Origin of the sequence: Kosakonia sp. (genome assembly GCF_032052965.1) — a bacterium.
In the GTDB taxonomy this organism is placed as follows: domain Bacteria; phylum Pseudomonadota; class Gammaproteobacteria; order Enterobacterales; family Enterobacteriaceae; genus Kosakonia.
In genome coordinates this window covers 424,770-448,515 of record NZ_DAMBVN010000001.1, presented here as the reverse complement: position 1 = coordinate 448,515, position 23,746 = coordinate 424,770, and the positions used below count along the sequence as shown (strand labels likewise).

Here is a 23,746-nt window from a genome sequence, read left to right as displayed (position 1 = left end):
CTGATGCAATGTGAGCAGCAGTTGCACCGGCTGGAAACACGTCGCCGGGACGACATACTCAGTAAAATATTGCACCGCGAGTTTTTTGAAATCGGCCGCTCAGGAAAACGCTATGACAGGCAGCAAGTGATCGACGCGCTCATCGCAGAAGATAATGACCAGCATATTCACAGCACAGATTTCGCATTGTCCGAGCTGAGTGCAACGAGCGTGTTGTTGACGTACCGAAGCTTCCGCGTCGACGAGCGAGGCGACATATTCAGTCAGACATGGCGGACATCCTTATGGGTGAAGAGTGATGACGATGTGTGGCAAATGCGGTTTCATCAAGGAACGCCAGTCGGGGCGTAAATCAACAGATTACTGCACATGGTGACCAGCAGATTGATGGCCACCGGACCCCGGATTGTGCGTCAATCCACATTAGTGCGCATAATGTATATTATGTTAAATGGCATATCTGAATGCGCAGTCTCTCTGTCTTTGCATGGCCTTGCTAGCCGATCCGCAGATTTCCCTGTCTCAGCACCCACCCCGTTCGGGTTAATACTGCCGCTTTCTTTACAGCTTTCTTGTGGGAAAGCCCTGCGATTTTATTGCGGCCCCGCAGCTCCGGGTCTGGCGAAATACGTTTGCAAAGGGTCGCTGTTTCCAGAGCCACGCCTGTTCAGAGAAGCCGGCGCCGTTCGATTGCCCCGACTATTCCGGTGCAAATCCATCTGTGACTCCGTGGCGATTAGCATGCGGCTATCGAGATTGCCAGCAAGAAGAGCCACGACACACTGGCTCGCAATGTTGATTTATCCTTGCACGAACTGACCCGGCCCCCTGCACTTTCACTGGGCATAAAAAAAGCCGACGGCATGAGCTGTCGGCTTTTGAACACCTTCGCGTGAATTACGCGTTCAGTAATTCCTGCGCACAGGCTTCGACGCTTGCCAGCAGGATCTTCACATCTTCAAGGTTTACCGTCGGGTTCAACAGCGTCAGCTTCAGACAGGTCACGCCGTCGGCTTCGGTCACGCCCACGTTCGCCGCGCCAGAAGCCAGCAACGCATCGCCAATCCGCTGGTTCAACAACGCAATTGCTGCAGTGTCTGCATTTCCTGGCTGGAAACGGAACAGCACACTGGCCAGTTGCGGTTGCATCACCAATTCCAGCTGCGGTTGTTGTTCAACAAACTGCGCCACCTGCCGGGCCAGCGTCACGCCATTATCGATGATTTCGGCGTACTGCTTTTTACCCAATGCTTCAAGACCCATCCACAATTTCAGGGCATCAAAACGACGCGTTGTTTGCAGTGACTTCGACACCAGATTTGGCACACCATGCTCTTCGTCAAAGTCAGAGTTCAGGTAGGCAGCCTGGTAACGCATCAGTTGGTAATGACGGGCATCTTTTAACAGGAATGCGCCGCAGCTAATGGTCTGGAAGAACTGCTTGTGGAAGTCCAGCGTCACGGAATCCGCCAGCTCAAGGCCGTTCAGATAGTGGCGATACTTCTCAGAGAGCAGCAGCGCACCGCCCCATGCTGCATCGACGTGCATCCAGATTTGCTGTTCCGCCGCCAGCGCCGCGATCTCCGCCAGGGGATCGATCGCGCCTGCGTCGGTAGTGCCTGCCGTCGCGACAATCGCCATCACGTGTTCGCCGTTGGCTTTCGCCTGCGCCAGTTTCTCACGCAGGTCGTTCAGATCCATACGCGAAACCGCATCGGTTTTCACCAGCGTAACCGACTGGTAGCCCAGCCCCATCAGCGCCATGTTCTTTTGCACTGAGAAATGGGCATTCTCAGAACACAGCACTTTGATTTTGCTGAGATTACCGGTCAGACCGTGCTGCTGAACCGAATGACCCTGACGGGCAAAAAACGCATCGCGCGCCAGCATCAGGCCCATCAGGTTGCTCTGCGTACCGCCGCTGGTAAAGACACCGGCATCGCCCGCCTGATAACCAACCTGCTCGCGCAGCCATTCGATCAATTTGATCTCAATGATCGTTGCAGACGGACTTTGATCCCACGAATCCATGCTCTGGTTGGTAGCGTTGATCAACACTTCCGCCGCCTGACTGATCACCAGGCTCGGGCAATGCAGGTGAGCCACACATTGTGGATGGTGAACAGAAAGACTGTCTTTCAGGAAATATTCAACGGCACGCTCAATGGCGGCCTGGTTACCCAGGCCCTGCGCGGTGAATTCCAGCTGAATGCGCTCGCGCAGTTGCTCAACGGTCTTGCCCTGATACATTTCAGGTTGCTGCAACCATTGCACAACGGCTTTGGTGCTTTGCGCGATTGCATCCTGGTAGGCGGCAATACTTGGCGCTGATCCTGACAGAATCGGATTTAAATCAGACATGTCTACTCCGATTAAACAGGTTTAACGCCGGCAGCCAGCATCGCGCTTTCGAACTTGTCGAGGAAAATTTCCAGTTCGGCATTGCTGATCAGCAAGGATGGCAGCAGACGCAGCACACAACCGTTGCGACCACCGCGTTCCAGGATCAGACCCGCTTCAAAGCATTTTTTCTGCAACAGCGCAGAGAGTTCGCCATCCGCCGGGAAACAACCCATATGATCCTGCGCTTCATTCGGCTTAACGATTTCAATACCAATCATCAAACCAAGACCGCGTACGTGACCGATAACCGGGTAACGTTTTTGCAGTTCAGCCAGTTTCGCTTTCAGCCACTCGCCCTGTACGGCCACTTTGTCGGCAATACGATCGTCTTTCAGGATCTTCAGTGTGGTCAGGCCCGTCGCCATCGCCAGCTGGTTGCCGCGGAAAGTCCCGGTGTGATGACCCGGTGCCCAGGCATCAAACTGCTTCTTAATGCCCAGTACTGCCAGCGGTAAACCACCGCCAACCGCTTTCGACATCACAATAATGTCTGGCTCAATCCCGGCGTGTTCAAAGGCAAACAGCTTACCGGTACGGGCAAAGCCGGCCTGCACTTCGTCGATGATCAGCAGAATGCCATGCTCCTGCGTCACTTTGCGGATGCGTTGCAGCCACTCTGCCGGCGCCGGGTTCACCCCGCCCTCACCCTGCACCGCTTCAAGAATAACAGCAGCCGGTTTACGAACGCCGCTTTCAACGTCGTTGATCAGGTTTTCGAAATAATAGGTTAATGCTTTAACGCCAGCTTCACCGCCAATACCCAGCGGGCAGCGGTACTGATGCGGGTACGGCATAAACTGCACTTCTGGCATCATGCCGTTAACAGCCTCTTTCGGCGACAGGTTGCCGGTCACGGAAAGCGCGCCATGCGTCATACCGTGATAACCGCCAGAGAAGCTGATTACCCCGGAGCGGCCGGTTACTTTTTTCGCCAGTTTCAGCGCGGCTTCAACGGCGTCGGCACCGGAAGGACCGGTAAATTGCAGGCAATACTCTTTGCCTTCACCCGGCAACAGCGACAGCAGATAAGCAGAAAACTCATCTTTTAACGGCGTGGTCAGATCGAGCGTATGTAACGGTAAGCCACTGGTAATGACACTTTGAATGCTTTGAAGCACTTCGGGATGGTTATGACCCAGCGCCAGCGTTCCGGCGCCTGCCAGGCAATCAAGATATTGATTATTTTCAACATCAGTGATCCAAACGCCCTGCGCTTTGGCGATCGCCAGCGGCAATTTGCGCGGATAACTCCTGACATTGGATTCAAACTCGGCTTGTCTTGCTAAGAAGGTTTCATTGCGTTGCGGTAATGAATTAGCGTTCAAAGTATCAATACGGACTTTATCCGTCATCATATCACTCCTACAACCGCGGATAGGTTTAACACCGGGTTGAATAAAGGTTTAAGGGGGTTATAAAAATCGCGGCTAATATATGTTGTTTTAGCAGCGGACTCAATATTTTATTTTCGCGGGCTTTTTTAGGTCTTTTCCCTTTAAAATCAAAAGGAAAAATATATTCCAGGCAATTTTCCGCGATGCAGGAATTGTAACCATTTCTGTTACGCGCTTTGCAGTGAATGAATTGTAAACAACATCATGATTCGCATCATTTTTTATGTCGATGGTGTTTTAATTATGTGAATTTACAATCGGCTTAAGTCAAACCTAAAGGAATATATCGATCCGGCGGGTTAAATCACTTACTATGCCCGCGGAAAAATTCCCCGTAAGGCGCAACGGGTAAAAAAACGCTGCTCATGAGACAAGGAATCACAAAATTATAAACCACTAACGTGCATCACACCCGGTAACTTGTGAGAGGCAAGACAGGCTACCGACAACAGAAGCCAGCTTCTGGGTTGTAATCAGAAATGTTCGCGGGCGGACATTTCGTAAGGCGCAGGCCGCCGGGTACGTGGAGATCCTCTCCCGCCGGGTACCTTCCCTTATGCCGAGAATGAAAATTTTCATGCCATCCCCTGATGGCGCCCTGATATGAGATTGTTATGACACGCATTTATTCCCCTATCGTCGTTGCCAAATTTGGCGGCACCAGTGTTGCTGATTTTGACGCGATGAGCCGTAGCGCCAACCTTATCCTTGCTGATAACGCTGTTCGTCTGGTTGTCCTGTCTGCCTCCGCTGGCGTCACGAATCTGTTAGTAGAACTCGCTTCAGGTCTGGAAAGTCGCGACCGACTGGACAAGATTGAAACCCTGCGCACCATCCAGTACAACATCATCTCTCGCCTGCAACAGCCTGCGGCGATTGGCGAAGAGATCGATCATCTGATCGACAACATCAGCCGCCTTGCAGAAACCGCATTTAATGCCCCGTCGACAGCGCTCAGCGATGCGCTGGTCAGCCACGGCGAACTGATGTCATCCCTGTTGTTTGTAGAAGTGCTGCGAGAACGCGGCGTAGAAACCGAATGGTTCGATGCCCGAAAAGTGATCCGCACTGACGATGGTTACGGTTGCGCACAACCCGAAATTCTCGCCATTGCGCAACTGGCGGAAAAACAGCTGCGCCCGCGCACCGACCATGCGTTGGTGATCACCCAGGGATTTATTGGCAGCGATGCAAAGGGGCATACCACCACGCTCGGTCGTGGCGGCAGCGATTACACCGCCTCCCTGCTCGGCGAAGCATTGCAGGCAGCGCGGGTTGATATCTGGACCGATGTGGCAGGTATTTTTACCACCGACCCACGGATCGTTCCACAGGCGCAGCGTATCGACAGGATCTCATTTTCAGAAGCCAGTGAAATGGCGACCTTTGGTGCCAAAGTGTTGCACCCGGCGACCTTACTGCCTGCCATGCGCCAGAATATCCCGGTGTTTGTCGGCTCCAGCAAAAATCCTGCGGCGGGCGGAACGCTGGTCTGTCGCGACGCCGATAACCCGCCGCTGTACCGCGCGCTGGCCGTTCGCCGTCATCAGACGCTGTTAAAATTACGCAGCCCGCATACCCAGCCTGCGCATGTTTTCCTGGCTGAAATGTTCACCATCCTGTCGCGCCACCATGTGGCGATGGATCTGGTGACCACCTCGGAAACCAGTATTGCCCTGATCCTCAACGCCACCAGCGCCACCTCAGGTGAAGCCGATACCTTAACCACCTCGCTGCTCACCGAATTATCTTCGCACTGCTGTGTCGAGGTAGAAACCGGGCTGGCACTGGTGACGCTGATCGGTAATACGCTCTCGCAGGCCTCCGGCGTGTGTCAGAGTGTCTTCTCTGAACTGGCGCAACACCCGGTGCGGATGATTTGCCATGGTGCATCTCATCACAATCTCTGCGTGCTGCTCCCCGCAGACGCGGCCGACAGCGCCGTCAAAACGTTGCATCACAGCCTGTTCGAATAACGGCGACTTCCGGGCGAGTGGTTTTACTGCTCGCCCGCACGGGCCAGCCGCGCTAAGCTGCCAGCGCAGAACGCATATTATTGGAGCCAACATGGCCGCTCATCACTCAAATGATCCCTTGCACGGCGTGACCCTCGAAATGCAAGTCAACGCGCTGGTTGCCCGTTATGGCTGGCAGGAACTGGGTAAACGCATCAATATCAATTGCTTTAAAAACGATCCAAGCGTTAAATCCAGTCTGAAGTTTTTGCGACGGACGCCCTGGGCGCGCGCCGAAGTCGAAGCGCTGTATCTTGACTCGCTGGCGGACCCGGCGCCGGCAAAAACGGATGACGCCACCTTTAACCCGTGGATCCATAGTCGCGCTATTAAGGACTAATACTCCGATGTCGCTACAAAAGTCAGGCGTGCTGATTGCCACTGCGCTTTTCCTCGCCAGTTGCACCTCCAGACCACCCCACTCGCTTGTGACGCCCCTGCCACCGGTTGCCAAACAGCCGCTCCCCACGCAGGCGCAAAAAAGCCAGCAACCCGTGCGCGGCGTCTGGCTGACAACGGTTTCCCGTCTGGACTGGCCGCCGCTGGCTTCGGTCAATGGCTGCAGCGCTGCCGTGCGTATTAACCTGCAACAACAAGCACTCAAACAGAAGCTGGATAAACTGCAGGCACTCGGCATTAACACTGTCTTTTTCCAGGTCAAGCCGGACGGTACGGCGCTGTGGTCATCAAAAATTTTGCCGTGGTCAGATATGATGACAGGCAGGATTGGCGAAGATCCAGGCTATGATCCGCTGCAATTTATGCTTGATGAAGCCCACAAACGTGGCATGAAAGTGCATGCCTGGTTTAATCCTTACCGGGTTGCCGTCAACATCAAACCCTCCACGCTTGCGGAACTGAACCGGACATTGTCGCTGCATCCGGCCAGTGTGTATGTCCTGCACCGCGACTGGATCCGCACCGCGGGCGACAGGCTGGTGCTCGACCCGGGCATTCCTGAAGCACGGGACTGGATCACCAGTATCGTTGCTGAGGTGGTGTCGCGATATCCGGTGGATGGCGTGCAATTCGATGATTACTTCTATACAGAAACGCCGGGATCAAAGCTGAACGACAACAATACGTTCCGCCAATATGGGCAGGGATTTGCCTCAAAAGCAGACTGGCGGCGTAACAATACCCAACAGTTGATTGAACAGGTGTCGCGGACAATTAAACAACTCAATCCGAACGTGGAATTTGGTGTCAGTCCGGCGGGGGTATGGCGTAACCGCTCTTTCGATCCCGCCGGTTCCGATACGCGCGGCGCAGCGGCATATGATGAATCCTATGCCGATACGCGCCGCTGGGTGCAAATGGGGTTGCTGGATTACATTGCGCCCCAATTGTACTGGCCTTTTTCGCGTGATGCCGCCCGTTACGATGTGCTGGCGAAGTGGTGGTCAGAGGTGGTCAAACCGACCAGAACCCGCCTCTATATTGGCGTGGCGTTGTATAAAGTGGGGGAACCCTCGACCAAAGAGCCTGACTGGACAGTACAGGGCGGCGTGCCTGAGCTGAAAAAACAACTCGATCTTAACGAGTCGGTGCCGCAAATCAGCGGCACGATTCTGTTCCGTGAGGATTTCCTCAATCAGCCGCAAACACAGCAAGCCGTCAACTACCTCAAAAGCCGCTGGGGCGGTTAATGCGTATTAGCGGCAGTTAACCGCCCTCTTCGGCGGGTATTTCCACCGTTTGCGCCAGTTGTTGCTGCTGGCGCTGTTTTTCCACCGCCCGGGCAATGAGTGGGGCCATTTCATGCAGACCATCAAGCGTGAGCTTATTGCTTTGAAACATTGCCAGCCACTTCCTGCGCTGGCGGATCACGCGTTCGTCGTCACGTAAGTGGAGCCGTGTCAACGTAGCCTCGGCTATCTGCTTGTACTGCTCCGGAATGTTCGCAGGCACGGTCACCAACTGCAATGAAGGAAGCAGGATCTCAAACCAGCCGTCTTCAACAATAAACGGGTCGAGGATTGTCGTCGCTTTGTTTTTACTGCTGTTAATCCAGCCGGAGGAGAACCGATAGTTAGTCCATTCATAGGCCAGTGATTCGTTGTTATCCACCGAATCAAAATGATCGACCGTGCCCGCGGGTTCATACATCGCGCCGTAAGCGCATAAATCTTTCGACGCCGTTGCCAGCGCGCCTTTAAAGGGTGACCAGAAATCTTTCGGTCTGCGATTACCCTTAGGGCGGCTCGCCTTCGGATGATCCAGCAGCCACTGCGCACCTTTCTGGCGACATTTTTCGTCAAAATTGTCGGGTTCATCAAACGCTGAACGATCAATTTTTATCATGATGGGCGGCTCAGGTTCCGGGTACTTGTCTGGTTTCTACCAGCCAGCGGGGCCAAAAATCATCATGCCCGGCCAACACCCGTTTCAATGCCTTATTGATCGCCTCTTTCGAACGCAGACCTTCTGGCAGGGCATCCATGTCGCCACGCATTAAGGCCTCTGCAGCTTCAATCGCTTGCTCTGCTTCCACCGAGCGGGCCTGCTGCAGACCAAATACATCAGAAACCAGCCAGTTCGCCACATCTCCCTGTTTTGCCCATGCCTCTTCGCTGATTTTGGCTTCGTTATTTTCAAGTTTGATGTTGAATACTTTATCCAGACTCTCATCAAAAGTAGGTTCAACCGAAGCCAGCACCAACGGCGAGTGGGTAGCAACAATTAACTGCACCGCCACCTTTTTGCCGGTTAAGGCCTGCATAACTTCCAGTAATGCCGGTACCACGCGACGCTGCCATTGCGGGTGCAGATGGCACTCAATTTCGTCAATCAGGAAGATCACTTCTTTGGCTTTATTACGTCCGGTTCGTTCACTTGCCAGCAAATGCTCTTTCCATGTCCACACCAGCAGATAAGCCAGTGCAGCAATCCGGCGCATGCCGGCTGAGGCATTTAATAAGGCCACATCCTGACCGTAAGGCATACGCAGGGAAGGATACTCTTTAACATCAAACCCAAACCGCACCGGATCGCCCGGCGTTAACTGCTCGGTAGCGGAAGGCGAAAGCACGCTCAACACTTTGATCAGATCATTAAAAGCCGGATCGGAACGACTTTGCCACAGAACCCAGTCGCTGATCAGTCCATTGCAGTATGTCATGCCATCCGGCCCATTAAGCCCCTCCCACACTTGTTTGGGAGAGAAATCAAAAGAGCGGGCACGGGAGCTTGCCTCATCATCCTGCCAATAGTTACGGCTGGGATCCCACACGCTGAAGCTGCCATCAACGCCGGCATAAATCACCACGCCGGGGATCGCCGGTCGTCCCTTCTTAAGGGGCCATTGCCAGCTCTGATCTTCTTTACGGAAACTGATTTTTTCTTCAACGTGACCGGTGGTCGTTTTGCTGTAGCTGTAGGAGATAGTCGATTTTTTCACGCCAGGAAACGGAACAGCCTGGCTATTGCGAGCCCAGGTCCGTGTCAGAGAAGACCATGCAATATCGAGAAGAAAACTTTTACCCAGGCCATTATCGCCAGTGATGAAATTGAGCCGTGGCGAAAATTCCACTGGCCCAAACGTTGTCGCGGGGCCAACCCCGGTAAGCATAAGATGTTTTAACATTGCTCGCCTCCTCACGAAAACAAGATGTTATCACCTAATCGTCACGTTTTCTCATGCAAAACGTGAGACAGAGAGGCTAAGGCAGCCAATTTAAACTGAAATCAGCGGCAGCTTTGAACAGGCGTTTAACCCGCTCCAGTGTTTTTTCCAGCATGATGGCATAGCGCGGGCGGGGCTGCGGCATGGTGCAGGCGATATTTCGTTCCTGCGCAACGCGCCATGCCGCGATCCGCACCTGATAAACAAAATCATGCTGCGCCAGGTAGACCAGAGCCGCGGAACTTCGCGCACTCTCCTCCCCGCGCAACAACGTAACCAGATGCAGCCGTTTGCGATAATCGGTCTTATCTTTCAGTAGTGTGTTGAGATCGTCATCCGTCACCGTCAGGGCACCCTGTTCATTCGTCGGTGAGAGAATCATAAACAGAGCGCAACCGGCTGCGCAAATAGAGCACTGCTTTATGTTTACGTGATAACAGTGTCTGCACACTCACGCCGCTCTCCGCTGACAACGCTTTATAGCTGTACCCTTCCAGTTCCGTTTTCTCGAAAACCTCCCGTTGCTCCGGGGTCAGTTCCTCTAACGCTACGGCGACTTCCTCCCAAAGCAGGATTTTAAGGTACTCGTCCTCCGGGGTTTGCGGCGTACCAAACAGCGTTTCCGCCAGTTCATCCTCCGGGAAATCGCCCTCCTCATCGCTGGCAAATAAACCAGAAAACGGCAGTTCCTTTTTTTTACGCCCGCGATCGACAATTTCATTCCGCGCCGCGCGGAACAGCCAGGCAGCGATATTTTCCACCGGCTGTTCCACTTTCATTAACTGATAGGTCACTTCCTGCAGGATATCGTCGGCATCATCCCGCGCGGTACGCCGACGGATGAACGCATTCAGTCGCGATCGACAGGCGCCGATCGCTGACATCAACAACGACTCTGGCGCACCGGGTTTCGTTGCACTCATGGTTGATCCGTTGTTTTAGGCTCGCGCTCTCCTTCCTGCGGGCGCGGGGCATTCTCTTCCTGCCAGCCGTGCCAGCCACAGTGCCCGCGATGGCCATGCCGCCCAAAGCCTTCGCGGCGCGCGCGAACAAACTCTTCTCGCTGTTCAGGCGTCATTTGCATCCAGCGCTCATGCATCCGGCGGCGCATACCAAACATCCCGGGCCGGAATCCCAGACCGCCAAAAAGGATGCGGCACAGCACCAGTAAACCTAACGCCTGCCAGAAACCGATGCTTTTTACGCCCAGTATGGCCGGAAGCAATGCATTCCACAGCGACATTACCAGCAGGCCAAGTACGACCAGAAATACAGGCCCATAATCACGGGTTTCACCATCCGGTGACCACCAAAACCGTGGCCGTGACGACCTTCGCGCATGTCAAACTCTCTCATCTTCATTTACCTCATAACAAAAAATGGCTTGTGATGAAGTAGACGAATGAGCAGCAGAAATATTGTCAAAAATGATAAAAAAATAATATGAACGCAGAAAATGCATTCATGAAGCACTTCCCGTCCCGCCCAGATATTTATCCAGCAAGTCGGCAGACCAGGCACTCAGCGTGAGAATATCCATACAACGTTCAGCAAAATCTTCAGCATTATTTATCTCACCACTACAGAGATCGTCGAACTCATCACGCGTGGCGTAAAGTCCATTAAGATATGCCGGATACTCCTCCATGAGTACGCGCTCATCAATATCACCATTCACAAAATCTGCAACGTTGTTAATCAGGTCGGTAAACGGATCGGCTTCACGCTTAACAATTTTTGATTTAGCTGCCCGGTATCGTGCCAGCAGTTTATTCCAGAAATCGTGATTAAGACTGTTTTGCTCGGCTATTTTTACCCGCTCGGCATGCGACAACTCACCGGGAAGATAGGTTCTGGCACGGTTCAGGATAGAGGGGTTATTGCGTATTTTTTCACTGAAACGAAGCGGATAAGCCACCACTTTTTTGTCCAGTAATGCAGCCAGCGCTTTCCCGGTGGGTAACCGGCCAAAGGCGCCAAAGCAGGATTCAAGATGAATTTCCCGGATGCCTGCCAGCTTGATAGGCGGTTGTTCCCGTAGCGCCATCCCTTTGATCACTTCCGAAAGCTCATTAGCGTCCATATAGTTGACGTTAGACGCCGCGCCATGAAGTCTTATCGTTAATTTGGGCCCTTCGGCAAAGAAGCTCGCATCACGACCAAGTAGCGACGTCATTCGCAAATCGCTCAATGAAAGCTCGCCTGCCTGCACACCAAATTTGCTAAAGAGATCGTCCGGGAACTGGTTTGCCTTGACCAACGCATTCGTGCTTTTTAGTCGTGGATCCAACAACGTAGGGTTGACCATCATAAAGTTCCCCTCGCCCAGGCTGTACATCAGATGATGGGCGGAGAAGGACGTACTGCCTGGATCGCCGAAGATGACCATTTTGCCCTTTGGCAGGGCTGCGAGGTCTGCACTGTTACCCACATTTTCAGAGGCAATGAAGAATTGATTTACCGAACGCGTTATCTCTCCGCCCGTTTGTTGGGAGCTGAACTTCAAAAGAGGTGTTAAATGGGTTCTTAAGGCAATCATCTGCTCAGGGGCAAACTCACCGGATTTCCACAAAAGTTCAGTCGAGGCGTTTAACGCGCTGAGCGTATCCTCCGTTGATGCCATGGCCTGTTCCGCCAGTTCGAAGAGCGTTGCACTCTCGTCTCTGACAATCCCCCTGGGCTCAGCGGCAATAAGCTGTATATCCGCTGCGGTATCTCCGCCTCTGCGTCGAAAGGCGTTTTCCTTAAACTCGCCTAACTGCTCAGCGGTGATGATTTTCTTGCTGTCCCCCAGCGCGGGATCCAACACACTGTTTTTAACACCGGTAAACCGTCCATTTCCAATCCCCACCATAATATGAAAAGGCTGACTACCAGCGTCGGGAAGATGAGGATCAACGGTGTTGAACAACAGCAGATCTCCTTGCCGCACTCGCAACAAGTTTTCACTGTTCTCAATAGGCTGTGTGCGGGAAAATAAACTTTGCATACTCACTCTGGTTGTGCCTGAACTGCGCTCACTAACCATCCTTTTAATACCCTTACGCAACTCTTCAGCGGGCCCACGACTCAGTAATTCAGCATTTTCCAGCACATCGACCGCGTAATCCCAGCTCACATCCGAAACAAATGTGTTGAACATGCCACGCCGGGCAGCAGCCCTAACCGCGTTAGGAAAACCCAGTCCCGGAGAAGAGACCGTTTTGCGCACCCCGGCTGCAGCTTCAGCCATATTGACACCAGGGTAATACCAGTTCGGTCGTAAAAGTACCCAGGCATTCGGGATCAGGGAGTTAGGCCCATAGTAAAAGTAATTGCTGTAGGGACCGAAATCTGTGACTGCAGAAGCCCGATCCTTGTAATCGCCGTATTTAATCAGGCTCCGACTGGTGAGGTTGGCATATTTTTGCGCCCACACTTCTTCCGGCAAAATAATTGGCCCATTAAGCTCGTGATATATACCGCCAAATTGAGCAGCCGTAAGATCGAAAACATAATCAGGTCCTCCTTCAACTTTTCTGGCAACAACAACGTAATGGTTTAACGGAGATTTATCGAAACCATTTATAAAAAAAGCCATACCTCGATAGCGTATATTCTTAAATTTCTCTTTTATGAGAAATAATGCAACATAGGAAGAAACATATTCACATTTACCCTTAGGATGAGCGATGGATTGTGCAATTTCTCCTACCTCTTTGAGTTTTTCCAGCATATCATCCGCATTAAACTCCGTGCCACCACTTAGATTTTCCAGTACCTTTTCTTCCTTCAATCCCCGCCTTATTTGCTGGATTTCTATTACCACATCACTGTTTTCTTGTATGACTTTACCGCCTCCGCGCAGCCCGCCATACGCCTTGTTGATTTTCCATTCTCCCGTTTCAAAGGCCACCGGCTCACCGTAAGCGAAACGCCCTGGATTTTTGGGATCCATTGTACGCCAGGTATTCGCACTATCATCCCACCTCACTTGATAAACATCGCCATCAGCGGCGATATAATACTCTTTACGGCCCGACTCAAAACTGGATGGAGAATAAACTTCGCCTCCGTTTAGCATCTGTTTTTGCATATCATCGAGTGAAACATCCGCACGGGCATACTTTTTATTAATCCCCCGAACCTGTGCCGCTGGTGTTGCATCAGGGATAAGCAAGCGAAGATTTTTTGATTTATTAAAATGATGAATGGTGAATGTTGAGATCTCTTTTAACGCCAGCGGGTCAATAAGGTCGATCAGCGCCGTTATACTGATTTTTGTTATTTTAAGCGCGCTAAAAGCGGCATCTTTAGCGATTTCTTTTATTACATACAACTGTAATATCTTGCCGCTTAAACCGTTTTTTACCCCCTGTCGTAGTAACTCTGTTATTGACTTCATACGATGAATTACCGTGGCTATTTGTATACCTGCACTCACCGCAACGAAAACCACACCCACCACATCAAGGAGAATGGAATTCAAATCCACTTCATATTCGGGATTGGTCATGGTGTGATAAATTTCATGATAAAAAGGCACCAACACAAAGGCAATTTTTTGCATCAATGATGGTGTGTAAAGTTCTTTGCGACGAGCCTCCGCAGAGTTTTTTAATACATCACGAAGGCTGGTATTCAATAACGAAACCACATCATCATCGGGTTGGGTTGCGTTAATATTTCCATGATAGATAATGCCATAATTACTTTTTTCCATAAACGGCGAGGGATAACTCAAACCACTGTCGGGGCTATAAAGCGTCGGTTTTATCAAATGTTCATTCACTGCTGCCCAACGGGCTTTAAAAATCCCCATACCCATTCCGGCATGTTGTTCAAGGAAACGGTTTGAGTAAAGTTCAAGATATTCATCGAAGCTGAATTTTGCAGTGGGTTTCAGTTCAGAGATTTCTTTCAAAAAAACGTTACCCTGCATTTCTTTGGCGGTAAATATTTTGCTAAAAACCGCACCAGGAAAGAGCGAGAAAAAAATCCATCTGTCATCCTGAAGTTGAATAAAAAGTAATTCCCCCGGCATCCTGTCAGAATCAGTATCGGTGGTTTTCACTTCAAAACGCAGCCTTTTCTTTGTTCTCTTTAGCATGTCGGTAAGCGATAAACCGGAAAAGAGCAAGACATTCCTGGCAAGTTCACTGGCATCATAGGCACTGTATTTTTCTTTATAGACGGTGAACTGCTTATTGTAATCCGTCTGCTCAGCAAAATAGTCACTGCCTAACATATTCGAGAGCGAGGTATAGCCTTCAGGTATTTTATCCACCTGTGTCAAGGGATTAAGACGATAAACATCAGAATAATAATCATCCATTATTTTCGTTATATCCTGACCATGCAGATCGCTGACTTGTTTTTTATTCTTTAAAAGCCAATACAGAGAGGGAGCAAGAAAAGAAGCAATTTCTGCTCCCTCCTGTAATGAGAGGTTATTTTTATATATTTTATCTGCTTGTTCATTTACCCAAACAATATCAGCGTAATTATTAGCAAGCGTATGCTTCTCAACACCAATAAGTGTTAAGCGATTCACCATTGAATGAAAGGCGCTTTGCTGCTCAGACATCCTGATGACCAGATCTCTGGCGATCCGTATCGTTTTCAGATCTTCCAGCTCTTTCTCAGTGTATGCTGCTCGCTCTTTTATAACAATGCTCACTTCCTGAAGTGCCAGCGTCATAATTGCCTGTTCTGTCGCCAATGAGGCTTTGCTTTTATCGTCAGCATTGAGCAAATCATGACCAAGTGTTTTTTTTGCAAGCGAAAGGCCTTGATCATAGATATGATATTTTTCATTATGGAATGAGATCTGTTTATTATAGTTTGCAATTTTAGCATTAATATTATCGGCAATTTTCTCAAGCTGATCTCTTTTTGATAACAATATATGGAATTTCTCCTGCGCAGCTTTAGCCAAAGTAATGGGTTCTTCACCTGCAGGTGCAACAACCCGGTCTTTAATATCCTGCATACGCCGCTGCAAATCGGCATCGGTCTCTTTTAACTTATGTCGTACTTCGTTCAGTTTTTGTTGAACATTATACCCCTCAAGAGTTTTCTTCTTATTAGCCACATCCTGAGACACCTGCCGGGAATGCCAGGCTGCATAGATATCTGTTGCATCAATAAGTCCCGTTGAAAATGCATTATAGTAAGTATCCAGCAATGCATTATTCCACTCATTTTTAGACGTAACTGATGGTAGCGGTTCTACATAGCGCATTTGTTGTTGCATACGTGCTATTTTGCCTTTAAGCAATATCACCTCTTTTAGTTTTTCGTTATCGGGTTGGGTATACAGACGAAAAAATTCCTGGTCGATAATCTGCATAAGCAATTGCAACAACATATTCCAGCTAATAAAATCATGCCCGGCGAGTGCCTGAAAGAGTGCAAGACGTGTTTCTTTACCCAGAGTGGTATTGATCATTAATTTTTCGAGAAAATCGCTGATGGCAAGGGGCGTTTCGACCTGACTTTCCCCGGCATATTCCCAGACTCCATTATAATTATGTACCACGACATTGGCTGGCTTGCCATTTTTCTTAACAGCAATCACACCAATATTGCCGCCAGACAAAACAAATGGCCACCAGGATTTATTCAAATAAATATAGAGATCGCCATTCGGCTGTCGGTATATTCCACCACTCCCCTCCAGGGATGGATTAAAATCTTTGCTTGTAATATCAATATCCCAGAGCCGGGCCTCTTCCAGTAACCATGCGGATGCGGTGGTATTCTTAGGGCGTTCCCGGGTTCCTTTTGTTGGAGTTTGATCCAGGTCCTCCCATAGCCCTCTGGCGCGATCTTTAAAAATGAAAATCTTTTTCGCTGTGCTGTCATTAGGCTTTTCATAAATCACCCCACTCCCGGCAGGCCCGGAGGACGAATCTGAGTTCTGGATGACTATCGGCCAAAAGTTGGTGGCAACGTAGATGCAGGTTTCGTTACCGGATGCGGTGTTGTAAATCCCTTTTTCTTTTGACGTTATAAAATCACCGAAGGCGGGCTGCCAGGCTTTGCTGGGGTCGAACTCTTTTTCAACACGCTCCTCGATCGCAGGCGAAACAACGGATGCGCCGGGCATGGGCATGGGTCGAAGCGTCGTCGCCATATCCCATTGTTCCTGGCTACGCCTGACATAAGCCCTACCTGCACCATAATTTATCGCCCCAATGTCGTCGCTGACGAAGGTAAATGGCCAGTATTGCCCGTGCAGGAAAATATACAATTTATCGTCCTGATAAATTTCACCCTCCTGGCCCGGCACCATCTGTGTGTACTGAAAGGCTTTATCCGCCTGCCAGGCTCCTGCCAGTTTTGTTAATTGCATGGAGGCTGAAGTTCGCGTAATTTTTTCTGTCGCCTCTGTCGCCTCTGTCTCTTCTGTCGTCACGTCCGCCGTGGACGATTCACTCTCTGAAGAATTCAGGAACCATTTCTGCGCTTCAGGCTTGAAAACAACCGATAGCGAGGCATTGTCTTCATCATATAAAGACGGTGCGGGATATAGCCGCGCAGTGATCCCCCGCGGGCTGTTGATATAAAGGTCAATATAACGGTAACTATCGGCAATAAATACATAACGCAGGCCGTTATATAAATACAATTTTTCATCACCGACTTCGGCTTTGTAATCGGCAACAAAACCCTCTGGCGTGCCTGGCGGTGGAAAGATTTCGCGGACTTTTTGTTCGAGCGCCGCATCAATCGCCGATAAACGCGGTAACGGTGGCCAGCGTTGTTGTTTTTCGTGTTGAGGCGACAATACAGGCGCCTCATCGGCCAGTAACCTGCGTTGACCGGTTCGCGAAGAGAGTGCTGCCTTATCCGGCACAGGCATGTCGATAACGATCTGATCGTGTCTTTGTGCCAGCAGGGTGCGCAGCGCCGTTAAGTCTTCTTCTGTCAGGCTCTCCTGTTCAGGGTTTCGCAATACCCACTGTAAATAAGCGGCGCTGGAAATCGCCCCCAATGCCGTCATACCTAGCGGTACAGCATATTGACGCCCCAGCCTTCCGGCGCGCTGCCAGCGCCCGCCCGTTGCCTCAGTCCGTTGCGGCTCGTCGATATCCAGTACGGTTTCTGCTGTCGTTCGGTTCAGTAACCGTGCGGCTGTTTCATGCGAAGGAGCTTCCGGCTCCGCAGGCGTAACCTCTTGCGGTGCAGCGTGATAAGCGGTGCGTGCGCCCTGGTGGTAACTTCGCCAGAACGCATATAACGTGCCCAGCCACCAGATCCCCAGTCCCACGCCCGTGGCAACTTTCGCCACCCGCTGCGTCTCCTCCGAGGCCAGCCAGTCCATATCATGCTCGCTCAAGCGAACAATACCGCCTGCCATCTCAGCCCCCCACCCCGGACTGCCCCCCGGCAGGCCAGCAGCAGGACGCAGATCAATGCGCCAGCGCCCGTCCTCACGAACAATACGTGGCGATCCCCCACTGGCATGCGTTTCCCCGGGTTTTATCAGCCGCAATACACCGGGCACAGTATCAGGCTCCACGCGATACATACGTCCCTCATCGCGGATGAACCATTCTCCGCCGCTAATATAGACATCACCCTCTACCTGCATGCCTTCATGGGACATCCCTGCACTGCTCCAGCTTTCCGGCAATCTGCGCGAGGTCAGCAACCTTGTCTGCGCTGCGCCAGCTACCCCTTGCAGCAGGGTCTCGCTGATCCATGTCTCAATATTTTGTTCCAGTTGTTGCCGTAACTGACGCAGAGCCGGGTGTTCGCTGGCCGCGAGAATATCGGCGACCGCCCCGCTCCATTCCAGCCACGAATGCCCTGTTGGCAGGGTGCGGTCGCCCAGTTCTTCGCGGATAGCCGGCAACAACGGCAATAATGGCAATAACGCAGAGAGTTGGCCGACACCCGGCCACACCCGCCATTCTGGCTCCGCTAGGCGCGCCTGCAAGTGCGCCACTTCCTGCTGCTGCAGGCGTACATCCGGCGTATCGAGGATTTTTTTCACCGACCAGACCAGCGTTAAATTAAGGTAGTTTTGATACCAGGCTTGCAGCTCGGGGTAGTGCTGCATACCGGAGAGAACCCAGCGCAGCGTGTCATCCGGGGTGGTGAGATCGCGCTGGAGCTGGAAAGCATGGATAGTATGAAGTGTGCGCATCGCTTCTGCTGCTGAGGGCGGCATCACTCCGGTCAGGTGGGCGACCAAATCCATCACCAGTACATTGCCCGATAAATCGTCCTGCACCACCTGCAAAAAATTGTGCAGCGTTTCTGCCCATGTGGGTGCCAGCAGGGTACGCTGATACCAGTGAACGCCCAGCCGCCACAGCGGCGCCAGCACCTGGCCGCCTGGCAACCAGCGCAATCCAGCGCCCAGGCCCTGACTTACCGCTTCTGACAACGCGCCGCGGCGAAAAAGACCACTCACCAGCTTACCTAACCGTTGGGACAGGGACTGTTCCGGATTGATAACCTGCAAAAACACGGCAAACAGTTCGGCGGAAAGATCGCCGCTCAGCTGCGAGGTCAGGGATTTGAGGTAAGGTTCTAAACCTGCCTGCGCCATCAGTTGCCGCAAATCCGGATTCTGTACCTGCCTGATCAGCCACTGAAGTTGTTCACCTGTTGCGCCCTGCACCGGAAACGTCCCGGCCTGCTGACTCAAATGCAGTGCGCTGGTCAGTGCCTGCCGATATCCTTCCGGCAAAAGGGGCAACACCGTGTCGTGAAATGCAGGCTGCATCAGTATCTGCTGTAGCCAGTTCAGTACCGCCGCCGGGGATGCCGGTTCGGGCCAGGCAGGAAAATTGCTGTCGTGCATAGGTGCGATCACCGCGCGGATCTGCGTTGCCAGCGCGCGCAAAGGTGCCAGCAATTCCGGGGCAAGTGCATCGCTGAGCGCCAGTGTTTGCGCCAGATACGCCTCAAAGCCCTGCGTACTTTCAGTGGAAAACAGACCATCCAGCGCGCCGACAATCAACCGCCCCTGACGCAATAAACCGTCTATGCTGTCACGCATCACCGCAGGCAAAAGCGCAGATATGACAGAGGTGTTGACCAGATCGCTCAGCGACTGCATCACCTGACGGGCGCGTATTAACATAGAGATATCACTGTCTCCGGGCTGCGCGAGCAAGTCGGCCACCTGGCGCTGCGTCTGGCTGATAATGTCAATGGCGCTCTGCCATTCCGCGGGTAATAACGCCCGCTGGCGTAAAAGCAGTGCGGCAATGCGCGTCAATTTCTCGGTCAACGGTGCGTTGCTGGCGCTGATCTGCGAGGTGGATTCCCATAGCGTTTCCGCCATTTGCCAGTAGCCAGCTGCGCGAATAATGGTGGCGACGTTGGCACGCAGTTGTGACACTAACGGGAGCGACTGCAGCAGGTCATGACCAAGAATGTCATGCAGCAGGTGTAATCGTTGCGGTAAGGTGCCCTGACGCAGATGGTCTGCGTTTTGCAAAATGAATAACAAATCTTGCGCGGCTTTCCCTTCCACTTGCGGGAGAATATCGGCATAGCGCGTCAACAGATCCGTCAGCTCACGGCCCCCGAAAAGGGTAACGGCATCCTGATAAAAATCGGCAAAACGCAGAATAAACTGTGCACTTTCTCGCGCAGGCTCACGCACCGCCGCGGGTAACAGTGCATCATGATGCAGAACGCCTTCCGCTGTCTGGCGTAACAATGCATCCCAGGAGAGCGCCTGGGCATCGGTACGTAACAGATGTTGCCAGACCTCAGCCGCATCCGCGTAACCTTCAAACACGTTGCTGAAGGTATGGCTGGCGATATTTGCCGTCATCTGCCACAACATTCCCCGAAAGGCGCCCTGCATGTCCGGCGCACTTTGGCGATCATCATGATTATCCGGCTGCCATTGTGTCTCAGCGGTATCATAAAGGTTTTCAGCCACATATTGCGTGGTGGCCGTTGCGGAAGAAATGACATATTCAGGCACAATCCCCCCTGTTTATTTGCATCACAGCGCCCGGCCATTTTTATGTGAGTATGCGCGACGTCACCGTAAATAAAATTGTCGGCAAAGAGGAAATCAGACTTTTCACAGCAGAAAGCTGAGCACCAGCGCAGCCGGCGTTCACAGTGGGTTGTTCAGTGCAAACGTTAATTAACAAAAATTTTTAGCAATATTTCTGCGTATTAAAACCCCGAATTGCCGGCAATATTATCGCTACGCAAAAAAGGATGATTTAATAAACAATCGTGGAAAATCACTTTATGTTAAATATTTATTTTCAAGGAGTTAAATCTTAATACGCTCAATTTTCAACAGTAAAAACCCAAACATGCATTTGACATATCCTATATACTCCAACCCGTTTTAAACGGTGTGTTTACCTTTCTCAGGAGTATGGTGATGAAAAAATCACCCTTAAATTTGCCCGCTGGCTATTTTGGCATTGTGCTTGGGATTATTGGGCTCGGTTTCGCCTGGCGCTTTGCCGCCACCATCTGGCCGGTTGGCGTGGTGCCCGCGACCACGCTTATTCTCCTCGCTATTGTGATTTGGGCAGTACTGATGGCCGCTTTTCTGATCCGTCTGCTGCGCCATCGCCACACCTTGCTGGAGGAGATCACTCACCCGCTCAAAAGCAGTTTTGTCAGTCTCGTCCCCGCCACCTCAATGTTAGTGGCAATCGGTATTGTCCCATGGTCTTATGCGCTGGCATTGGGGCTGTTCCTGGTGTCGGTTTGCGTGCAACTCACCTACGCGGCATGGCAAACTGCCGGGCTGTGGCGCGGCTCCCACCCAAAAGAAGCAACCACTCCGGGCCTCTATTTGCCTACCGTTGCGAATAACTTTATTAGCGCCATGGCCTGCGGAGCACTGGGGTTTAACGATGTCGGAATGTTATTTCTCGGGGCCGGGATCTTTTCCTGGCTGAGCCTTGAGCCGACAATTTTGAGCCGGCTGCGCAATCTTGGCGAGATGCCGCCGGCGGTAAGAACCTCGCTCGGCATCCAGATGGCCCCTGCCTTTGTCGCCTGCAGTGCCTGGCTGAGCGTTAACGGCGGCGAGATCGATGTGTTTGCCAAATTGCTGTTTGGCTATGGCCTGCTGCAAATGCTGTTTATGATCAGGCTGATCCCCTGGTACAGCGCCCAACCGTTTAACCCCTCGTTCTGGAGTTTCTCTTTCGGCGTGGCTTCGCTGGCGTCGACCGCTATTAAGCTGGGACATGGCGCACCGGGCGGCGCGTTATACTGGATGTCATTCCCGCTCTTTATTGCTGCCAATCTGGTGATCGCGCTGTTGATGGTCAAAACCGCGCTGTTGCTGGTACAGGGAAAGTTAATCGTTCGCGCCTGAGGGGTTGAACACCCAGGGCGCAGACTATGCGCTCTGGTACTTTTTCACCAGCGTGGTGATATTGCGATCGCCCTCACGCGCCACACTGAAGCGATCGACGCTCTGCAAAATCAACATCAGCCCCCTGCCACTCTCGAGATCCAGCTCTTCATCGCTGCCGATTTTACGTTGCGCCTTATACAGACTGGCGGCGGGAAACGCCAGGCCTGCGTCCATCAACGCCACCCGTACCCCCTGCTCCTCGCGATGGAAGTTCACGGTAAATGTTCGCCCGGGTTCAGCAGCCAGTGCATGGTGGATAACATTCGCTGCGGCCTCACACACGGCAAGATCGAGCGCAAAGCACCACGTCTCATCGACCGGCAACAACGCCATATGATCCTGTAACCACGCCGCCAGCGGGCCAAGCGAGTCGGCAGATGCCGGGAGGGTAATTGAAGAGGGCATCACACTTATTTGCTCAGTTCGGCACGGGCCGCATCGCGGTCGGCGCAAATGCGAAAGACCCGATCCATGCGGGTCAGCGTAAACATATTGCGGATGCCCGGTTTCAACGCACACACAATCATTTCGCCTTTGCCATTCATCATTTTCAGTAGCGATACCAGCGTACCCAGGCAGCTACTGTCGATAAAATCGACCTGGGTAAAATCAATAATCAGCGCTTTGTGCTCGTTGGCCATCTCCTGTGACAGGATCTCCCTGAATGTTCCCGCCACGGAGGCATCGAGCCTTCTGACCACGGGCGTCATAATGTTCGCCTCAGGCAACCGTTCGATATCAATATTCATGCTACTCCCCTCTGCGCTCAATAATTAACAGTGACACATCATCCGTCATAGTGCGTTCCCCTTCACGGCCTTCGTTGCGCCACGCTGTCAGATGCTGACCAAAACGCGGCAGCAGATCTTCTACAGCGCACTCGCGTTGTTGTTGTAACCAGTTTTGCAGCCGGTTATCACCAAACTGCTCATCACCCGGCCCTTCGCACTCGGTAATGCCGTCGCTGAACAGGCACAAGCGCTCGTTTTCATGCAGCACAAACGCAGTATCCTCCCACTGCATATTTGCCAGCAGCCCCACCGGCGCGCCGCCGCTGCCGGTTTCGCGGATCGCGCCCTCGGGCGTAACGATAAACGGTGTCGGGTGTCCGGCCTGGCACAAGGTTCCTGAACCATCACGCGGATCAATAACCCCATACACCATGGTGAAATAGCTGACGATATCCGTTTCTTCATTGCAGAACCGGTCATTCAGTATGCTGACCACCCTGGCGGGCGAGGTGACGTTGCCCTGTTCGTCGAACAGGAAGCGCTCCACCACGCGGCCCTGCAAAAACTGGCGAGCCACGGCCAGCGATAACATGGCTGCGCTAACCCCGTGCCCGGCCACATCGACAAAATAGAAACCCAGATGATCGTCGAGCGGAAAAACATGAAAGATATCGCCGGAAACCCACGCCGACGGGAGAAACATCCAGTCGACAAAGTACCCCTGATAATGCAGCTGATGTGCAGGCAGAACCGACAACTGCAAACGCGCCGCAACCTGCATGTCCTGCTCTATCTGCGTCAGCGCCTCGCTGAGTCGCAAATTGTGCGCCGCCAGGCTGGCTTCCAGCGCCAGGATCCGCGCCCCGGCATGCAAGCGCGCGCGCAGTTCGCTCTGGTTCACTGGTTTACTGAGGAAGTCATCTACCCCGGCATCAAACCCTGCGGTAATGTCGTCAGCGCTTTCTCGCGCCGTCAGCAGGATCAGGTAAACATAGTGACCATATTCAATGTCGCGGATCGCCCGGCACAGCGCCAGCCCATCCATCACCGGCATTTCCCAGTCGCTGATCACCATGCTGACGGGCGTATGCGTCATGATGGCAAGGGCATCTTCGCCATTCTCCGCTTCACTCACCCGGTATCCCCACTGTGAAAGCAGGTTCACCAGTAAACGGCGGTAGACCAGCGAATCATCCACGATCAGTACGTGTTTTTGCTCCGGCATG

The 23,746-nt window shown here is 52.2% G+C and carries 15 protein-coding genes and 1 pseudogene; 5 read left to right on the top strand and 11 right to left on the bottom strand.

Translation table 11 applies throughout. The features are described 5' to 3' along the window. Positions 1–3: 3 nt before the first annotated feature. Positions 4–351: a DUF4440 domain-containing protein gene (locus RTX30_RS02110; protein ID WP_312686330.1), complete on the top strand. Its 348-nt coding sequence runs from the start codon at positions 4–6 to the stop codon at positions 349–351. 546 nt (positions 352–897) lie between these two features. Here the strand turns inward: RTX30_RS02110 and RTX30_RS02105 are convergent. Next, entirely contained in the window at positions 898–2,361 is a 1,464-nt protein-coding gene (locus tag RTX30_RS02105) for an aspartate aminotransferase family protein (protein WP_312686329.1), read from the bottom strand. Between the two features lie 11 nt (positions 2,362–2,372). Continuing rightward, entirely contained in the window at positions 2,373–3,758 is a 1,386-nt protein-coding gene (locus RTX30_RS02100) for a diaminobutyrate--2-oxoglutarate transaminase (protein WP_312686327.1), read from the bottom strand. A 653-nt stretch (positions 3,759–4,411) separates the two neighbouring features. Between RTX30_RS02100 and lysC the strand changes: the two genes are divergently transcribed. The 3 genes from lysC (at position 4,412) to RTX30_RS02085 (ending at position 7,461) form a co-directional block, all read left to right on the top strand. Further along, positions 4,412–5,773: a lysine-sensitive aspartokinase 3 gene (gene lysC, locus RTX30_RS02095; RefSeq protein ID WP_312686325.1), complete on the top strand. Its 1,362-nt coding sequence runs from the start codon at positions 4,412–4,414 to the stop codon at positions 5,771–5,773. A 91-nt stretch (positions 5,774–5,864) separates the two neighbouring features. Then, positions 5,865–6,152: a VF530 family protein gene (locus tag RTX30_RS02090; protein WP_312686323.1), complete on the top strand. Its 288-nt coding sequence runs from the start codon at positions 5,865–5,867 to the stop codon at positions 6,150–6,152. Between the two features lie 7 nt (positions 6,153–6,159). After that, the gene (locus tag RTX30_RS02085) at positions 6,160–7,461 is read left to right on the top strand and encodes a glycoside hydrolase family 10 protein (RefSeq protein ID WP_312686321.1); all 1,302 of its coding nucleotides are present in this window, start codon (positions 6,160–6,162) and stop codon (positions 7,459–7,461) included. Between the two features lie 16 nt (positions 7,462–7,477). Here the strand turns inward: RTX30_RS02085 and RTX30_RS02080 are convergent, their stop codons facing one another. From RTX30_RS02080 to RTX30_RS02055, 6 genes and pseudogenes are all read right to left on the bottom strand, one after another. After that, positions 7,478–8,116 (bottom strand): hypothetical protein, encoded by a 639-nt coding sequence (locus RTX30_RS02080; RefSeq protein WP_312686319.1) that lies wholly within the window; start codon positions 8,114–8,116, stop codon positions 7,478–7,480. A 10-nt stretch (positions 8,117–8,126) separates the two neighbouring features. Then, complete coding sequence (locus RTX30_RS02075) at positions 8,127–9,398, bottom strand: ATP-binding protein (protein WP_312686318.1); 1,272 nt, start codon at positions 9,396–9,398, stop codon at positions 8,127–8,129. A 76-nt stretch (positions 9,399–9,474) separates the two neighbouring features. Next, positions 9,475–9,819, bottom strand: coding sequence for a hypothetical protein (locus tag RTX30_RS02070; RefSeq protein WP_312686316.1), 345 nt, complete (start codon positions 9,817–9,819; stop codon positions 9,475–9,477). Further along, positions 9,797–10,360: a sigma-70 family RNA polymerase sigma factor gene (locus RTX30_RS02065; RefSeq protein WP_312686315.1), complete on the bottom strand. Its 564-nt coding sequence runs from the start codon at positions 10,358–10,360 to the stop codon at positions 9,797–9,799. The genes RTX30_RS02070 and RTX30_RS02065 overlap by 23 nt, the downstream gene beginning before the upstream one ends. Continuing rightward, positions 10,357–10,793, bottom strand: a pseudogene (locus RTX30_RS02060) (hypothetical protein). The gene RTX30_RS02065 and the pseudogene RTX30_RS02060 overlap by 4 nt, the downstream one beginning before the upstream one ends. 106 nt (positions 10,794–10,899) lie before the next feature. Further along, entirely contained in the window at positions 10,900–20,331 is a 9,432-nt protein-coding gene (locus RTX30_RS02055; protein WP_312686313.1) for a hypothetical protein, read from the bottom strand. A 462-nt stretch (positions 20,332–20,793) separates the two neighbouring features. Between RTX30_RS02055 and tehA the strand changes: the two genes are divergently transcribed. Next, on the top strand, positions 20,794–21,747 hold the full coding sequence (gene tehA / locus RTX30_RS02050) for a dicarboxylate transporter/tellurite-resistance protein TehA (RefSeq protein ID WP_312686311.1): 954 nt from the start codon (positions 20,794–20,796) through the stop codon (positions 21,745–21,747). A gap of 24 nt (positions 21,748–21,771) precedes the next feature. On the opposite strand, the gene RTX30_RS02045 is transcribed toward tehA, so the two are convergent. From RTX30_RS02045 to RTX30_RS02035, 3 genes are read right to left on the bottom strand one after another with little or no spacing between them, the layout of a single operon-like run. Then, positions 21,772–22,194: an ATP-binding protein gene (locus RTX30_RS02045; protein WP_312686811.1), complete on the bottom strand. Its 423-nt coding sequence runs from the start codon at positions 22,192–22,194 to the stop codon at positions 21,772–21,774. Between the two features lie 5 nt (positions 22,195–22,199). Continuing rightward, positions 22,200–22,538, bottom strand: a complete 339-nt coding sequence (locus tag RTX30_RS02040; protein WP_312686310.1) for an STAS domain-containing protein — start codon at positions 22,536–22,538, stop codon at positions 22,200–22,202. A 1-nt stretch (position 22,539) separates the two neighbouring features. After that, entirely contained in the window at positions 22,540–23,745 is a 1,206-nt protein-coding gene (locus tag RTX30_RS02035; RefSeq protein WP_312686309.1) for a SpoIIE family protein phosphatase, read from the bottom strand. Between the last annotated feature and the right edge of the window lies 1 nt (position 23,746).

Bases quoted from the DNA above. Each gene is read 5' to 3' on its own strand.
- RTX30_RS02085 (WP_312686321.1), top strand. From the start codon at position 6,160: ATGTCGCTACAAAAGTCAGGCGTGCTGATTGCCACTGCGCTTTTCCTC.
- RTX30_RS02070 (WP_312686316.1), bottom strand. From the start codon at position 9,819: ATGATTCTCTCACCGACGAATGAACAGGGTGCCCTGACGGTGACGGAT.
- RTX30_RS02080 (WP_312686319.1), bottom strand. From the start codon at position 8,116: ATGATAAAAATTGATCGTTCAGCGTTTGATGAACCCGACAATTTTGAC.
- RTX30_RS02100 (WP_312686327.1), bottom strand. From the start codon at position 3,758: ATGATGACGGATAAAGTCCGTATTGATACTTTGAACGCTAATTCATTA.
- RTX30_RS02040 (WP_312686310.1), bottom strand. From the start codon at position 22,538: ATGAATATTGATATCGAACGGTTGCCTGAGGCGAACATTATGACGCCC.
- tehA (WP_312686311.1), top strand. From the start codon at position 20,794: ATGAAAAAATCACCCTTAAATTTGCCCGCTGGCTATTTTGGCATTGTG.
- RTX30_RS02090 (WP_312686323.1), top strand. From the start codon at position 5,865: ATGGCCGCTCATCACTCAAATGATCCCTTGCACGGCGTGACCCTCGAA.
- RTX30_RS02045 (WP_312686811.1), bottom strand. From the start codon at position 22,194: ATGCCCTCTTCAATTACCCTCCCGGCATCTGCCGACTCGCTTGGCCCG.
- RTX30_RS02110 (WP_312686330.1), top strand. From the start codon at position 4: ATGCAATGTGAGCAGCAGTTGCACCGGCTGGAAACACGTCGCCGGGAC.
- RTX30_RS02065 (WP_312686315.1), bottom strand. From the start codon at position 10,360: ATGAGTGCAACGAAACCCGGTGCGCCAGAGTCGTTGTTGATGTCAGCG.
- RTX30_RS02105 (WP_312686329.1), bottom strand. From the start codon at position 2,361: ATGTCTGATTTAAATCCGATTCTGTCAGGATCAGCGCCAAGTATTGCC.
- RTX30_RS02075 (WP_312686318.1), bottom strand. From the start codon at position 9,398: ATGTTAAAACATCTTATGCTTACCGGGGTTGGCCCCGCGACAACGTTT.
- lysC (WP_312686325.1), top strand. From the start codon at position 4,412: ATGACACGCATTTATTCCCCTATCGTCGTTGCCAAATTTGGCGGCACC.
- RTX30_RS02035 (WP_312686309.1), bottom strand. From the start codon at position 23,745: ATGCCGGAGCAAAAACACGTACTGATCGTGGATGATTCGCTGGTCTAC.